The 15,478-nt window shown below is 31.8% G+C and carries 15 protein-coding genes and 1 pseudogene; 3 read left to right on the top strand and 13 right to left on the bottom strand.

What is annotated here, in order from left to right; translation table 11 throughout:
• Positions 1-46: 46 nt before the first annotated feature.
• Both ACSVC9_RS03625 and ACSVC9_RS03620 read right to left on the bottom strand, forming a co-directional pair.
• Entirely contained in the window at positions 47-1,432 is a 1,386-nt protein-coding gene (locus ACSVC9_RS03625; protein ID WP_446898994.1) for a hypothetical protein, read from the bottom strand.
• A 140-nt stretch (positions 1,433-1,572) separates the two neighbouring features.
• A complete protein-coding gene (locus tag ACSVC9_RS03620) occupies positions 1,573-2,871 on the bottom strand; it encodes an FAD-dependent oxidoreductase (protein WP_446898993.1) in 1,299 nt (432 codons plus the stop codon).
• 663 nt (positions 2,872-3,534) lie between these two features.
• On the opposite strand from ACSVC9_RS03620, the gene ACSVC9_RS03615 reads away from it, so the two are divergent.
• From ACSVC9_RS03615 to ACSVC9_RS03605, 3 genes are all read left to right on the top strand, one after another.
• Positions 3,535-4,683 (top strand): pyridoxal phosphate-dependent aminotransferase, encoded by a 1,149-nt coding sequence (locus ACSVC9_RS03615; protein WP_446898992.1) that lies wholly within the window; start codon positions 3,535-3,537, stop codon positions 4,681-4,683.
• Between the two features lie 15 nt (positions 4,684-4,698).
• Positions 4,699-5,679 (top strand): hydroxyacid dehydrogenase, encoded by a 981-nt coding sequence (locus ACSVC9_RS03610; RefSeq protein WP_446898991.1) that lies wholly within the window; start codon positions 4,699-4,701, stop codon positions 5,677-5,679.
• A gap of 76 nt (positions 5,680-5,755) precedes the next feature.
• A complete protein-coding gene (locus ACSVC9_RS03605; RefSeq protein WP_446898990.1) occupies positions 5,756-6,697 on the top strand; it encodes an AEC family transporter in 942 nt (313 codons plus the stop codon).
• Between the two features lie 39 nt (positions 6,698-6,736).
• On the opposite strand, the gene ACSVC9_RS03600 is transcribed toward ACSVC9_RS03605, so the two are convergent.
• From ACSVC9_RS03600 to ACSVC9_RS03550, 11 genes and pseudogenes are all read right to left on the bottom strand, one after another.
• The gene (locus ACSVC9_RS03600) at positions 6,737-7,432 is read right to left on the bottom strand and encodes a metallophosphoesterase family protein (RefSeq protein WP_446898989.1); all 696 of its coding nucleotides are present in this window, start codon (positions 7,430-7,432) and stop codon (positions 6,737-6,739) included.
• Positions 7,433-7,492: 60 nt separating this feature from the next.
• A complete protein-coding gene (locus ACSVC9_RS03595) occupies positions 7,493-8,200 on the bottom strand; it encodes an arginase (RefSeq protein ID WP_446898988.1) in 708 nt (235 codons plus the stop codon).
• Between the two features lie 101 nt (positions 8,201-8,301).
• Positions 8,302-8,451, bottom strand: coding sequence for a hypothetical protein (locus ACSVC9_RS03590; RefSeq protein ID WP_446898987.1), 150 nt, complete (start codon positions 8,449-8,451; stop codon positions 8,302-8,304).
• A gap of 68 nt (positions 8,452-8,519) precedes the next feature.
• Entirely contained in the window at positions 8,520-9,269 is a 750-nt protein-coding gene (locus ACSVC9_RS03585) for an alcohol dehydrogenase catalytic domain-containing protein (protein ID WP_446898986.1), read from the bottom strand.
• A gap of 46 nt (positions 9,270-9,315) precedes the next feature.
• A complete protein-coding gene (locus ACSVC9_RS03580; protein ID WP_446898985.1) occupies positions 9,316-9,726 on the bottom strand; it encodes a class II aldolase/adducin family protein in 411 nt (136 codons plus the stop codon).
• 43 nt (positions 9,727-9,769) lie between these two features.
• The gene (locus ACSVC9_RS03575; RefSeq protein WP_446898984.1) at positions 9,770-10,579 is read right to left on the bottom strand and encodes an HAD-IIA family hydrolase; all 810 of its coding nucleotides are present in this window, start codon (positions 10,577-10,579) and stop codon (positions 9,770-9,772) included.
• A 78-nt stretch (positions 10,580-10,657) separates the two neighbouring features.
• Complete coding sequence (locus ACSVC9_RS03570) at positions 10,658-11,353, bottom strand: hypothetical protein (RefSeq protein WP_446898983.1); 696 nt, start codon at positions 11,351-11,353, stop codon at positions 10,658-10,660.
• A gap of 38 nt (positions 11,354-11,391) precedes the next feature.
• On the bottom strand, positions 11,392-11,949 hold the full coding sequence (locus ACSVC9_RS03565; RefSeq protein WP_446898982.1) for an iron-containing alcohol dehydrogenase: 558 nt from the start codon (positions 11,947-11,949) through the stop codon (positions 11,392-11,394).
• A gap of 21 nt (positions 11,950-11,970) precedes the next feature.
• Positions 11,971-12,962: pseudogene (locus tag ACSVC9_RS03560) on the bottom strand (glycerol-3-phosphate dehydrogenase).
• A 79-nt stretch (positions 12,963-13,041) separates the two neighbouring features.
• Complete coding sequence (locus ACSVC9_RS03555; protein WP_446898981.1) at positions 13,042-13,431, bottom strand: hypothetical protein; 390 nt, start codon at positions 13,429-13,431, stop codon at positions 13,042-13,044.
• Between the two features lie 17 nt (positions 13,432-13,448).
• Positions 13,449-15,278 carry a sigma 54-interacting transcriptional regulator gene (locus ACSVC9_RS03550; RefSeq protein WP_446898980.1) on the bottom strand — a complete coding sequence of 610 codons (1,830 nt, stop codon included), beginning with the start codon at positions 15,276-15,278 and terminating at the stop codon, positions 13,449-13,451.
• Positions 15,279-15,478 lie beyond the last annotated feature (200 nt).

Below are 15,478 nucleotides of genomic sequence, written 5' to 3'. Positions count from 1 at the left end.
GCTTTGTTTATTAAAACAACGACTAGCATTAGCTTCTTTTAATATTCTACATTATCAATATTGCCACTATAACGGTAGCTAAAAGTCCTGACAGTACAGGTATTAAATTTTTTCTAGCTAATTCAGTAGGCTTTACATTGCAGATTGCAGCTACAGGTATAACACCCCATGGAATTATAGTTCCACCACCAACCCATACAGTCGCAATCTGCCCTAGTGCAGCAAGAACTTCTTTATTTACATTTGCAGCCGTTGAGAAGGTCTGAGCCAGTGCTCCAACAAGAGGAAGTCCTGAAAATCCCGATCCATCCAATCCAGTTATGCCACCTATTATAGCTTGCATAAAAGCTATAGGTACTTTCGACATTGGTATTATACCAGATAAATATATTCCTATATCACTTAAAAGCCCTGTTGCATTTGGTCCCAATACCTTTTTTGCGATATCTTCACTTCCCATAAAAAAGAATGCCGCTATCACAATTACAGGAGCAAATATCTTTATACCAAAGATAAAGCCTTCTTTTACATTATTAGTTATTTTTTCTAAAGACTCAGACATCTCATTGTGCATAACACATACTACACTCATTATTATTATTGCAGTTCCACCTACGAGTGCAGTTGCATCTCCACCAACTATTTTGTACTTAAGCATTAAAATTACATCAATTAAAAAAGCCAATGGAGTTACTATGGCAATAAATTTTGCCCCTGGTAAGGATTTAACTTCCTGAGTTAATGCAGCCTCATCAAAATTTTTCTTCTTTTCGGAATTTTCTGATATATTGTTCTTCTTAAGGTCTTTAACCATCATGACATATGATACTGTCACCGTTACTATAGCCATGGTAGCCCATAATGGCACGGTAGCTTTCATAACACTAAGAGTGCTGATACCAGCTGCTTTACCTGTGATTGAAGGCGCTCCCTGTATGAAAAAGTCTGAAGATAATCCCATTCCATGTCCAAATAAATTCATTGCTACAGCAGCCCATATAGCCGGCAGTCCTACTTCGATGGCCGCTGGTAAAAGTAATGCTCCAACAAGAGCAACGGCAGGTGAAGGCCAAATAAACCAAGATACAATGAGCATTACAATTCCTACTACAAAATAGGCCATTTTTTTACCTTTAATAACTTTTCTTATAGGTCTCATCATAAGTTCATCTGCACCTATATCACCTAATGATCTTGACATTGCTACAACCAATGATATTACAACTATAATTCCCAGGAGTTCCGTAGCTGACGTAACTACAGAATTATACATAATCTGTATTGATTTTAATAAATTATGTGAATAGAAAATTCCTATCAAAAATGTTCCAATGATACAGGGTAAGACTATTTCCTTTTTTAAAAATAATGTTATAATAATGACAATTGTCATTATTATATAAACATAATGTACTGCACTTAAAGCTACCATTATTATTACCTCCATTTTACAATTACTGTTTTATATATTCATAAATGGGCAAATTGTAGAATCATCACAATACCCCAAGCTGTATAGATCTAATATTGATGTGTTCCAGATTTCTGCCCATTTACTTTTAAAATCTATTTTTATAATTTAACCTTTAGCTTATTAGATTCCTTAGAATAAGAAAAAATATCTTTCAAGCCTAATTTTTCAACTTTATTATTGATTTCTTCTATATCAGTTGAATACAATCCTAAGTTTTTCATTCTATCAAAAAGTACTGAACCTGAAAAAGTGTACTTCTTTGCAAGCCCTTCTTCAGTTTTCATTTGTTCCCTTACATAGTCAATAGCTTCTCCTATTGCCAATTCATTGGGTATTTCCAATAATTTTTCTCCATTGCAGAATTTTACACTATTAAAGCCTGCAAGTGTTCCCGTCACTATAGCCTCAGTATGTCCAACAAGTAATCCAGCCTTTTCACCTGCACAGAACAGATTATTTATACCCTCTACTTTAAGTGCATTATCTCTTGGTGCCATAGCAAAAAATCTCATTGAATTCCCTTTTCCTCCGGCATATGGATCTTCATATCTGGCATTTTCAAAGCCTGGTATACGCCTTAATTTTTCAATATCATAAAATGGTGTCATCAATTTAGCATGTCCTGTATCTAAAAGAACTATATTTTTCTTGAACTCCTTTAAGGCATATTGCTGACAAGCTTTTATGTCAAGATGATCTTCTATAAGCTCATCCGGTATAGGTACAATTGCTACACCTTTGGTATCAAGTTCTTTTACTATTTCAGGGGATAATGATTCCTTATACAATTTACACGAACCACTCATAGCACCAATCTGTCCATTAGGTTTTTTACCTATGTACTCTTTTGTACCAGTAAGTCCGGTTAAACTTACTCTTCCCCCAAAACTAGGACATCTTAATATACACATAGCACATCCATTTCCATATTTGCTGCAGTTGTTCATTGGGCCAGCAGTTCCCGTCGTATCTATAAATACATCCCCATTGTAGACATTTCCTTCTGAATCTTGAATACTCTTTATAGAGCCATTTTCTACATTGGCCTTCACTATTCTTGACTTAAATACTATATCTATACCCATTTTTTTAAGCTGCTTCATTATAGCACCAGGGGTTGTTCCTATATCATATAGATTAGCATGTTGGTGTCCCGGAAAATTTATATTCTTGTGTCTTGAATTTTTATCAATAATTTTAAATATTTCTCCACCCCCCATAGCAATCAGCTCTTCAGTTGCAGTATAACGGCCATTATTTCTCATTATCCCCCCAACTAAACCCGTACCTAAAAGCATATCTGTTCTTTCAACAAGTATAACTTTTGCTCCACCTTTTCTAGCACATACAGCTGCTGCACATCCTGACCAACCTCCACCGACAATAACTACTTTCATTGAAAAATCCTCCTTAGTATATTTAAAATAGTTTTAATTTTGAATAATATGAATTTTGAATGATTTTATAAATCAAATTATTAATTTAGTAGTAATATATCATATTATTTTAATTTAATCAATAATTTAGTGAAAAAATTATTAAATATACAAAATATATTTTTTCTGTATATAAGTATTTTATTGGCAATATCTCTTATATAGTCTGCTTATCTTAAATCACATGAGATACATTATATATTATTTTATAGTTCAGGTTGTTTTTATATATAGTTAATATTACTATTTTATAATGTAATTTTTTACATGTACATAATGTATATTAATTATCTTTAATTACATACATATTGTTGATTGTTCAAAATTTAAAAATAAATTATAATAAATATAAAATAAAACTTTGAAATTATTATTAATTTATTATTTGGATTATAAAAAATTGACATTATTATAATTCACAAATATAAAGTTTAATTTATTACTTTATATTTATATAGTTTTAGATAATTAAATCAATACAAACAATTTATATTATTTATGTATTGATAATTTTTTAACATATAATTAATTATCAAAAATAACTAATTATATCAAATAGTGAAATAATTAATTCATATTTTACAAGTAATCATGCAAAATTTTACAATATAGGAGGAAAATTTTATGGAAGACATAATATCAAGAGATGTTCAAAATATTGAAATTTCAGGTATAAGAAAATTTTATAATGCAGTTCAAGATTACCCTGAAGCTATATCTTTTATTTTTGGTGAACCGGATTTTGAGGTTCCACAAAAAATCAGACAATCTATAAAGAATGCTCTTGATTCATGTAAAACAGGTTATACATCTAATTTAGGGATAATAGAATTGAGAAAAGAAATAAGCAGTTATCTAGCTGAAAAGGAAATTAAATATTCATCTGATGATATATGCCTTACTGTGGGCTGTGCTGAAGGATTGCTATGTGCTTTTAAAGCAGTAGTTAACGCTGGTGATACAGTATTAATTCCAAATCCGGGTTTTCCTTCATATAAGTCTATTGTAAGCTTATGTAGTGCTAGTTCAGTTTATTATGAATTTAACGAGGACTTCTCTATCAATATTAAAGATTTGGAAAGTAAAATAAAAAAATATAAACCAAAAGTACTTGTACTTTCATTTCCATCAAACCCTACTGGAGCCATATTAAATAGAGAGGATATGGAAAGCATCTATAATATCATAAAGAACAACGATATTATCGCCATAAGCGATGAGATCTACTGTGAACTTTGCTTTGACAAATATTATACTCCTATTCAGCATTCAGATATTAAAGATAAATTCATATTGGTAAGTGGATTTTCAAAGATGTTTTCAATGACTGGTTTGCGTATAGGTTATGCTTGTGCAAATCAGGAAATATTAAAAGCCATGATAAAAGTTCATTCTTACAATGTTTCCTGTGCACCTTCAATCTGCCAATGGGGAGCTCTTACCGGTCTTAAGGAGTGCAGACAGGATATATGCAACATGCGAGATGAATTTATAAGAAGAAGAGATTATATTTATCAAAGATTAATAAATATGGGTCTTGATGTTGTAATGCCTAAAGGTGCTTTCTACATATTCCCTTCCATTAAGAAATTTGGACTAAAAAGCAATGAGTTTTGCCTGAGACTTTTAAAAGAGGCCGGCGTAGCTGTTGTACCTGGAGATGCTTTTGGAGAGAAGGGTGAAGGTTATATGAGATTGTCCTATTCAGATAAAATCAAAAACTTAGAAGAAGGTCTAAATAGAATTGAAAACTGGATAAAAACTAATTTTTAAAAGGAGTGTTTTATAATGAATTATAAAGTTCTAATTACAGAGGACATAAATGTTAAGGGCAAAAATTATCTCAAGGAACATGGCTGCGAAATAAAAATAGCTCCAGACATATCAGAAGAAACACTTATAAAAGAGATTAAAGATTGTGATGCCGTATTGACACGTAATGCAAAGATTACTGAAAATGTCATAAAGTCAGCTAAAAATCTCAAGGCTATATCAATGCACGGTGTCGGAGTAGATGTTATAGATGTAGATGCAGCAACAAAATATGGTGTACAAGTTACAAATGCACCTGAATCAAATAAAAATTCGGTAGCCGAATATACGATAGGTCTTATTATTTCCCTTTCAAAAAATTTATTGCTCTATGATAAGGAGCTTAGACGTGGAAATTTTCAGATAAGACAAGTTCTTGGAATGGATCTCGAAGGAAAAACGCTTGGAATTATAGGTATGGGCAACATAGGAAGTCTCGTAGCTAAAAAAGCTTCAAAAGGTCTTGGAATGAAAGTAATTGGATTCAAAAGAAATATTAAAAATGTATTTCCAATGGACAATGTAGAAGTTACCTCAAATATAGATTACGTACTTGAAAATTCAGACTTTGTAAGTTTGCATGTGCCTCTTACAGATAAGACAAAAAAATTGCTCGGGAAAAGGGAATTCGATCTTATGAAGCCTAAGGCTTTCCTTATAAATACTGCTCGTGGTGAAGTTGTTGACAGCGATGCATTAATAAATGCTATCTCAAGCAAAAAAATTGCAGGAGCTGCAATAGATGTATTTGAAGGTGAGATACCTGCAAAAGATAATCCTCTATTTGATTTTGAAAATGTAATTGTAAGTCCACATACAGCAGCTTTTACAACTGAAACTATTGCTAGAATGTCTCTTCATTCTGCCATGGGTATAGCCGAGGTATTAAATGGTAAAAAGCCTACATGGCCTGTAAATACTATTGAAGATGTATTTGACTGTTTATCAGCTAAATAATAAAATAGATTAGTAATTAGCGCTTCCATCATTGGAAGTGCTATATTTTCAACTGCACTGTAAAAGGAGAAATAAAATGTTTTTTACATCAATAGGAAATGTATTCAGTATAGCAATAATAATAGTTATAGGCTATATTCTCGCTTATAAAAAATGGTTCAATGAAAATTCATCAGATCTAATAGTAAAAATTGTAATTAAAATTTCTCTTCCACCGCTTCTATTTAGTATAATGATGGAAAACTTTAATAGGGAACAACTTATTAGCTCTTTAAAAGGTCTAACAGTTCCATTGCTCTCTATATTTATTTTATATATACTAGGTTTTATTCTTTCAAAGATAATGCACATAAATAAAAAAAGAGAAGGTCTATTCATATCCCTATTTTTTAACTCGAATACAATATTCATGGGACTTCCTGTGAATCTGGCGCTATTTGGTCAAAAAAGTGTACCTTATGTACTCTTATATTATGTAGCTAATACAATATTTTTTTGGACCCTCGGTGTATATGAAATAAGTAAGGACGGGAGTAAAACAAAATCCCGATTTTTTTCTGTAAAGACTTTAAAAAAAATATTGTCTCCACCTCTTATAGGTTACATCACAAGTATTGTATTTATACTATTTGGCATTAAGTTGCCTGAACCTCTAATAAATACATGCAAATATCTAGGCAACATATCAACACCCTTATCAATGATATTTATAGGAATAACAATTTATTCCGTAAATAAAAGTGCTTTTAAAATATGTAGGGAAATAATTGGAATAGCTATTGGAAGATTTATAATCTCACCTACTTTAATATTTTTGTTATGCCTTTTAATTCCTATACCAACACTCATGAGAGATGTTTTTGTAATACAAGCTGCTATGCCGGTTATGACCAATTCCTCAATAATAGCAAAGTCATATAATGCAGACCACTCCTTTGCCGCCGTTGTAATAACCATAACTACTATAGCATCTATATTTATAATTCCAATATATATGTTAATACTAAACAAAATTTAGAGTTATCAATTTGATAGCTCAATTTTTTTAGAAATTATATTATTCAATTCCGGTTCTTATATTATCTATACATGAATGGTATATACCCTTCTTCTCCATAACATCTACAGTTTTTTTGTAGTCATAAGCAAATTCTATAATTTCGCTATTTACTTTATTTTTAGATATATCAACAAGCATATAAGTTCCATTAGGCCTTCCTATTTTGGGTTTTCCTATGCTTCCATCGTTTAAAAGTATTTTTGAGCCATAATTTTTTTCATATGGTATATGAGTATGCGCACAGATTAAAACATCTTCATTCAAATTTTTCATTACCTCTTCAGCCTGTCTTGATCCTTCTGTTAGATACTCATTTATAGCTCTAGTACTTCCATGAACAAATCTAAATTTTTTATCATTGAATTCAACGATCAGCTGTCTTGGTACAGATGCCAGATATTCTCTATTTTCAACTTTCAATTGTTTTGCCGCCCAGGGCATGCAAAATTTATTGGCCTCATTGTCCCTTATATAATTGAACTTTCCCTCTAAAACTGCAGCATCATAATTTCCAAGTATATTCAATATATGCTTTTCTCGTATAAGTTCAACAACTTCATTAGGATAGGGACCATATCCAACAAGATCTCCAAGACATATTATACTGTCAACCTTTCTGTCTTCTATATCATCAAGTCCCTTCTTCAATGCTTCCAAATTTCCATGTATATCTGAAATAATTGCTATCTTCATTTTAATCACCTGTTTTTATAATCTACTTAATAAAAATTATATCATACATTGGTAATCCAATTAAATACACATATAAATTCTATCAGCCAAAGTAAGTTTTTCCGGATGCCAGCTTCTCAAAGAACAATCTATAATTTTATATGGTATATTAAATAAATGTATAAATTTATTAAAAAAATCATCAAGCCACGGCGGTGTCCAACTTCCAGATCTGCATACATGAATTGTATCTATTTTTATATTTGATACATATTCTAATATGTATTCCAATTTTGGATAATCTATATTAAAATTGTTATTTATTTCGGAAAACTCTTCTTTATACTCCCTTGTATATGGACTATAAACTACATTTGCATTTTTTATGATATTATTTTTTAATAACTTTCCAAGCCAATTTGCACAATTAACTTCAAATTCAAGAGATTTAATGCCACCATATCCCAAATCCGAATGCGCATCAATATTAATAACGCTTTCACATTTGTTCTTCAAAGCTATATCATAAGAAAACTTATGTGAATCACTGACATACATCCTAGCACTTTTACTAAATTTAAAATATTTTCTCATATTGCCAATAAAACTATATAATTCATTACCTATCCTTATAGATCTTTCTATATCGTTTCCATTCCTTTTATTTTCAAAGTATCTCTTATACCATATGAGCATAATATTCCTTTTGTTTTCAATATAAGATCCACTCCACTTTTCACTTATAGGGATAAAATAATCCCAGTCTATACTCAAAAGAATTTTAGACATAAAAAACACCCCTTATATATTATGTTACAATAGTTATTTCTATTTAGAGGTGTTTTTTATATTTATTTACAATTTATTAATAATCTATAAAGACAAAATATTTATGGTTTTAATATTACTTTTATTGCTTCACCTGATCTTGTAAGATCTATTGCTTTCCTTATATCTTCCAACGGCAGTTCATGAGTCACGTACCTTCTTGCCTTCAATCTGTGGGAAGTTATAAGTGAAAAAGCCTTGCTAACTTGCAAATTACTATACCCGGAGTGTCCACATAATAACAATTGATTATAATGTACAATATTCGTATCAATATCAGTTAGTCTACCTTTTGGAACTCCTCCAAAAACACCACGGTCCCCGTTTTACATGCCATTGATACAGCCTGTTTTTGAGCATCGGTTGATGGACAAGCTACTATTACTTTTTCTGCACCCCATCCACCTGTTATTTCTCTAACCCTGGCAATAGAATCTTCTTTACTTGAATTTATAAAGTAATCAGCTCCAAATTGTTTCGACCTATCAAGCCTGCTTTCTGATTGTTCAATTGCTATTACAGTTTTAGCTCCTTTTATTTTGGCAAGTTCAGTATGCAGACTACCTATCGGTCCCAGACCAATAACGACTACAGTATCACCAAGAGTTACATTTATATTTTCCTGGCAGGCATATACAGATGATAGTGGTTCAGTCATAACGGCTTCTTCATATGAAATATCTTTAGGAATAACTAATGCCAATCCTTTATTTATTATTTCTTCAGTAAGAAGCATATATTCTGCATAATCCCCTTGTATGTTTGTACCAATAAGACCTAGATTGTCACATAATCCATCCAATCCCATTCTACAAGGTTTACAATCATGGCATGGTACTACAGGTGAAATAAATAACTTATCCCCATTTTTAAATTTCTTTACATTTCTTCCTATCTGAACAACTTGCCCACTAATTTCATGACCAATTATTTGAGGATATTTCACTTTATAATGGCCAAAAATAATAGTTCTTATATCAGATCCACACAATCCTATTGCTTTAATGTGAAAATGTTCAACTACATTCATAAATTACAGCATTCTACTTATTCAACTTTATTTGAGATGGATATTTCTACTTTTGAATTTCTTCAACAGAAATCACTTTAGGTTCTTTTCCTCCATTTATCATTAGAGCTCTATAATATATCTCGGCAAGTTCCGCTACATAACACGCTTTCAGGAATGCTCCCCTTGGATTTTCACCTACGGTCAGGACTCCATGGCTTTCCAAAAGCAGTGCATCTGCTCTCTTAATCGGCCTTATGACACTACTCGAAAGTTCGGTTGTACCAGGTGTACCATATGCTGCCACAGGTACTATCCCATCCTTTAAATTTACACATTCATAAACTATTGATGGTATCGGTTTACCTATTACGGCAAAAGCTGTAGCAAACTTTGAATGAGTATGAACTACAGAATATACATTTCTTCTCGTCTTATACACTGCAGCATGCATCAAAAATTCACTGGTTGGTTTCACCTTAGTCTCTATTTCAATTACATTTGCATCTATATCAACAACACTATTGATAAATCTCTATTAATATTTTTCCTACATCACCCAGTGAGTTAAAAATAAGTGTTGGTTGTATATCTGATTTAGCTATGTCGTCAAGCTTTGCTTCACCCGATAAAACAAGAATAGTTACAGAATTATTGCCTCTTCCAATAGCTATATCTGTATAAAGCCTGTCTCCTACAAATGCAATTTCATCCTCGTCAAATCTAGTATTGTCAAGAATATACTTCAATGTATGATAGGAAGGTTTACCAAAAAACTCCGGTTTTACCCCAGTTGAAGCTGTAATCATAGAACATATTGACCCGCAATCTGGAATAAATCCATGCTCCACCGGACAATTGAAATCAGGATTGACACCTAAAAAATCAGCACCATTTCTTACAAAATCGCAGGCTTTACTTACATTTTCATACTCCATTGAAGTATCAAACCCCACAGCAACAATATCAGCATTATATGTAACTAAATCAATACCTGCTTCTATAAAATCATCCTTCAGATACTTATTGCCCAAAAGAAATATCTTTCTACCAAACATGTTTTTCTTTATATAATCTATAATCACCTGATTTGAAGTGAGTATCATATCCTCTGTAACATCAAATCCCATTTTTCTAATTTTATTTACATAAAATTTCGAATTTTTTGAAGAATTGTTTGTAAAAAACTTAAATTCAATTTTGTCCTTTCTTAGTTCTTCTAGAAATTTCAGAGAACCGTCCAGTATTCTATTTCCAAGGTAGACAGTGCCATCAAGATCAAGGATAAAACATTTTAATTCCTTCAATATAGTTTTCATCATATCATCCATACTTATCTATCACCCTCCATCAACCTTCAATTTTAAAATACTTCTGGAGTAGAAATACCTAATCCAGAAATATTTAATTCAGTTGTAATAAACATCTGCCACATAACTGGCCGCCTCATCCAGCTTTCCTATATCTTCAAGCAACTGGAAGATACCATATCTCTTGCGCATATCTTTTGCAGCAACGAAACTTTTTATGAAGAGTTCTCTGTCTATTCCTATATCCCTGGGATTCCATAAGGCAACAGAGCTTTTCAGTATATTAATTATATTTTCCGGTTCTGGAACATTGACATTACAAATTTTATCTATATCCTTCCACTTTTCAAGTATCTTTTTCATCTGGATTTTTCTTTCTTCGGGCTCAAAATTAATACTATCCTGTTTAAATTCAATAATATTTTCTACACTTTTCGTGTATACATACCTTATATTCTGAATCCATTTACTCTTATCAAGATGAAGGTAGTCTCCTTTTTGAAATATCCTTTTGATATCCAGATTTCTCATATATCTATATGCATAACTTACAACCCCAACACCGACCCCCATAGTATTTCCATGAAGCCACTTTCCCCCATCTTTTCTATTCATGAAAATCATTTCATAACAATGGGCCAGCTGATGCTCGGAACCTGATGCAGGTCTTGAAGCCCCTACCATTCCGATAGCAATTCCTGATAAAATAAGTGCATCAGTTATGTTTTTCACAGTTTCTGCCTTTCTGCCTGCAAGACCTGCTGCAGCTTCTTCACATTTCTTTACAGAATTCATAACTAAGTCCTCAATCTCAGCACAAATATACTCACCATTCATAGCATCCGCATCGGCGCCTCTTTCATAATATCTATATCTGCTATGACGGCCATGGGATATATTGCATCATAAGTAACCTTAATATTATCACATATAAGAGGCGAAACTACTGAAGCATAACCATTCATTGAAGGCGCTGTTCCAACTATCAGATAAGGTATTCCTACCTTATAGCCTAAAAACCTAGAAATATCATTTACGGTACCGGAACCTACTGCAACAATAATTGCCGTGTCTCTTGGTATTTCAATAAGAAGTCTTCCAAGGGCGAACTCATTTGGCAACAGATTCTTTTCATTAAATACGTATTTGCTTACTTTAAACCTTTTCCCAAGCAAGTTCTCAACTCTTTTTCCCGCCACTTCAATTGTATGGATATCTTCTACAATAAATACTCTCCTACCTTCGTAGTCCTTTATTATCTCCAATATTTTATCTATAACACCACTGCCAACCTCTATATTTTGTATCTCCACTCTATGAGTTCTGACACATGAACACTTATAGTTGAGTCCCGGCATTTCTTCTACACCTAAATTTGATAAGTCTTTCATATACGTCCCTCCTTCAGATCCCTACATCATTTCCGTCTCAAAATCAGTCCATGGAATATCACCTGCAGCAGACCCATGATTTATGACATTATCAATATGCATTAAAAGTGGAAAATCATTAAGCTTGACAGCTCCTTTTTTTGCCATATTCAAAACGACATGTGCAGTACGGGTAGCAATTACTATTGATTCCAAAGTCTCTCCTTGCAATTTTTTCATAGCTTCCTCCATGGAAAATCCCTGCCCAAGTAAAATTCCAATTTTACGAGTACGTCCACCAAACACAGTCAAGAAGATGTTTCATTTCTTTTATACCTTGTCCAAAAAGTCCAGCTTGTGAATTATAGTGTTCTTTTCCAGATCCATCACGCTCAATAGCTAATCCAATAGCCAGTGATACTCCAAGTGCATAGGCATTTTTAAGTGCAACTGCACACTCAACACCTATAACAATCTCTAGACAGACTTATATGATAATATGGAGCCTCAAATACACTTTTAAGCATTCTAAGAATGTCCATATTCTTTCCACAAAATGTAACAACAGAATGATCTTTATCAGCAAGTTCGTAACTAGTACATGGACCACCTATGGCATTTATAGAAAGCTTTTTATTGCAAATGAGCTTACTTTCAAAATATTGTGGATAGCTAATCAAGGATCCATACTCTTTTTCAATCATTCCTTTTGTTATTGAAAGAACAGGAATATTTTCAGGTATGATAGGTATTATATTGTCTGCGAACCAATTAACCCCAAAACTACTAACTCCACATACAACAATATCTGCTCCATCCGACGCCTTATTTAACTCACCAATTTGATAATATTCAATTCCTGTCTTAGGCAGCTGATGCTTTAATGTGGGATGAAAGCCTGTAGATTTTGCTGTATTTATTATCTCTACATCTAACGGACTGCCAACTAATCTGACCTTATTTCCATTCTCAGTTGCAGGAAAAGATAACGCAGATGCCATTTGTCCGGATCCAATAACTGTTATAACTTTCATAGTATCACCTCCATATTAATTACATCTTTTATAATATCTGAAATATATTAACTACTATCCAATTTAAAAAAATTCCCCCCTAAATCCAGGCTTGAAATAGTTGAGGTACCTTTAGGTATAGTAAAATGTGCTTGTTGTGCCATCTAGGTAAAAAATTTATATCTGGAATTTCTGGATTTACAGTTCCTACTATTGCTATAACTTTTTTTCTGAGTCTTATATTATTTATTTTATCAGATAAACTTCCATATTCTTCAATAAGCCCTAATGGAATTATTTCTATATTTTTACATTCTATTTTTCTAAGTTTATCTGATATTATCTTCTTTATTTTTAATGCGGTTCCTATTCCAGTAACACATGTAGTAATTATAACCTTTTCTTCTATATTAGAATTTACGATATTACTTATAAAGCTTCTTGGGAGTGCTCTTTCTAAATCCAATAATGAATCAAAAACTGATTCCAAAGTTGATGTACTCTGAACTAATTTTCTGAAATATATATTTTTTCGGATTTTTCGTCCAAGGACATGGTTATAGCTTCTCCATGCTCTATTCCCATTATTGACTTAGAAATTTCAAGCATAGCTTTTGATACCTCTCCATGCGTAACTATAATAACTCCAACTTTACTTTCACTTATACTTTTTTCACTATTAAAAAATTTATTTAAATATAGAGCTATAAATCCAGCTTCATCCTCTGGGAAATTCGTTTTTAATTTTATATTTATTATATTTACTATTTTTAGTGCCATTTTAAACTCTTTGCTATATTTCACTTTTATAATCTTAAGTTTGGGATTTACAATAGCTTTTCCCGTTCTCAATCTTTCTATGGCAGAACTTATATGAAGACACAATACATTGTAGACTGAGAAATCAAAATTTTTTATCTCCGAAATTAGCACCCCTTTTATATCATCTACTATATCTATAATTTCTTTTCCGACTATATCTTCCAGCAACTGCTTAGACATGCCTGAATATCTATTTACTATATCATTTGCATAATTTCCTACTTTTTCCTCTAGTTCTTCCGATAGTATATTCCTAATATATTTCATGGATCTTCCATTATTTTTTAGTTCCTCTATTCTTTTTTCAATAAATTCATATATATTATATTTAAATACACTTTTCTCATATATATATGATATCTGCTTCTTTATATGGGATGGAAGATTATCTATTGAAACATTCACTTTATCATAATCATTAGACATAAAATTTAGAAATGCCCTAGCACATATAACCTGTATATCCGATTTCAACTGGCTTATATTACCCGGGCATCTATAAAACAGAAGACTTCTTACAACCTCTCCAGATGCAATCAATTCTTTATTTATTCTCTGAGCTTCTAATTTAAAAAATCTACTTATAAGCTGCATTCTCTCGATTACAGGTCTTTCCTCTAAATTAGGTATCTCTATAAGAACCGGAATTCTTCTTCTAAACGTATTCATTAGATTTGATTCTATATTTTCAGCAGTTGTCCCTATTATCATTACATTCACCCGTCTTATAACATCTGTTTCACCTAATCTATTAAATTCACCCTTATCAATAACCCTAAAAAGTATTTCTTGCCCTTTAGGTGGTAATCTATGTATTTCATCCAAAAATAGCATCCCTGTGTCAGCCTTCTCTATAAGTCCCTCCTTATCAGAATCTGCACCTGTAAAACTTCCTTTTTTATATCCAAACAACTGTAATACCAACAATTGGGGATTATCAGCATAATCAGCACAGTTGAACACTATAAGAGGTATATTTCTTTTTCTGATCTTTCTAGCAAAAAAGTTCATCTGTTCAACTAGTTGACTCTTACCCACTCCTGTATTCCCTATTATTAAAGTATGGAGTCCATTCCTAGGATACATAACAGCTGCTTCTGCAAGTTTTATTACGTGATTCAAGCTCCCATTATTGCCAATAATATTATTAAAACAGCCATTCATTTTTTTATTTTTATACTTTTTTCTTTTCCTATTATCACTATTTCTATCATCTTTTATATTTTTAATATAGTTTCTATACCTATTTAGTCCAAATGTAGATATCCTAAATCCTTCTTTATTCAATTTCACACACAATTTTCTATAAGAAATATTTTTATCTACAGATAATATAGCATTTATAGTCTTTAATAGAATTTGATTTCTCCTCTTTAAATAACTTGGTATATTTGCCTGCTGCCTTAATTCATTTACCTTTTCTCTTGATATTCCGAGCATTTTTGAAATTTGTTCATCAGTTAAAGGACTTTTTCTATCCTCATTCTGTATTACAGAGATAAGCCTATCAATCATTTAAAATCACCTCTAAGTTTTTACTAGCAAATTTTATACCCAAATAACTGCAAAATTATTTACTCCTCACATTTAAATATATTTGACATTTTGGGATAAATTCCTTTTTTATATTATGCCATAGTCCACTATAAAATAAATTAACACGAAACAAGTACAGCACTAAAATCTATACTCATTTCGTGTATTGAGAAATCCAT

Source organism: Clostridium sp. LBM24168 (assembly GCF_052953915.1).
Note: the sequence above shows the minus strand (reverse complement) of the source record. Positions and strands in the feature narration are given on the sequence as shown.

Coding starts and splice junctions, on each gene's coding strand:
- ACSVC9_RS03625 (WP_446898994.1), bottom strand. CDS start 1,432: ATGGTAGCTTTAAGTGCAGTACATTATGTTTATATAATAATGACAATT.
- ACSVC9_RS03620 (WP_446898993.1), bottom strand. CDS start 2,871: ATGAAAGTAGTTATTGTCGGTGGAGGTTGGTCAGGATGTGCAGCAGCT.
- ACSVC9_RS03615 (WP_446898992.1), top strand. CDS start 3,535: ATGGAAGACATAATATCAAGAGATGTTCAAAATATTGAAATTTCAGGT.
- ACSVC9_RS03610 (WP_446898991.1), top strand. CDS start 4,699: ATGAATTATAAAGTTCTAATTACAGAGGACATAAATGTTAAGGGCAAA.
- ACSVC9_RS03605 (WP_446898990.1), top strand. CDS start 5,756: ATGTTTTTTACATCAATAGGAAATGTATTCAGTATAGCAATAATAATA.
- ACSVC9_RS03600 (WP_446898989.1), bottom strand. CDS start 7,432: ATGAAGATAGCAATTATTTCAGATATACATGGAAATTTGGAAGCATTG.
- ACSVC9_RS03595 (WP_446898988.1), bottom strand. CDS start 8,200: ATGTCTAAAATTCTTTTGAGTATAGACTGGGATTATTTTATCCCTATA.
- ACSVC9_RS03585 (WP_446898986.1), bottom strand. CDS start 9,269: ATGAATGTAGTTGAACATTTTCACATTAAAGCAATAGGATTGTGTGGA.
- ACSVC9_RS03575 (WP_446898984.1), bottom strand. CDS start 10,579: ATGGATGATATGATGAAAACTATATTGAAGGAATTAAAATGTTTTATC.
- ACSVC9_RS03570 (WP_446898983.1), bottom strand. CDS start 11,353: ATGAATTCTGTAAAGAAATGTGAAGAAGCTGCAGCAGGTCTTGCAGGC.
- ACSVC9_RS03565 (WP_446898982.1), bottom strand. CDS start 11,949: ATGAAAGACTTATCAAATTTAGGTGTAGAAGAAATGCCGGGACTCAAC.
- ACSVC9_RS03550 (WP_446898980.1), bottom strand. CDS start 15,278: ATGATTGATAGGCTTATCTCTGTAATACAGAATGAGGATAGAAAAAGT.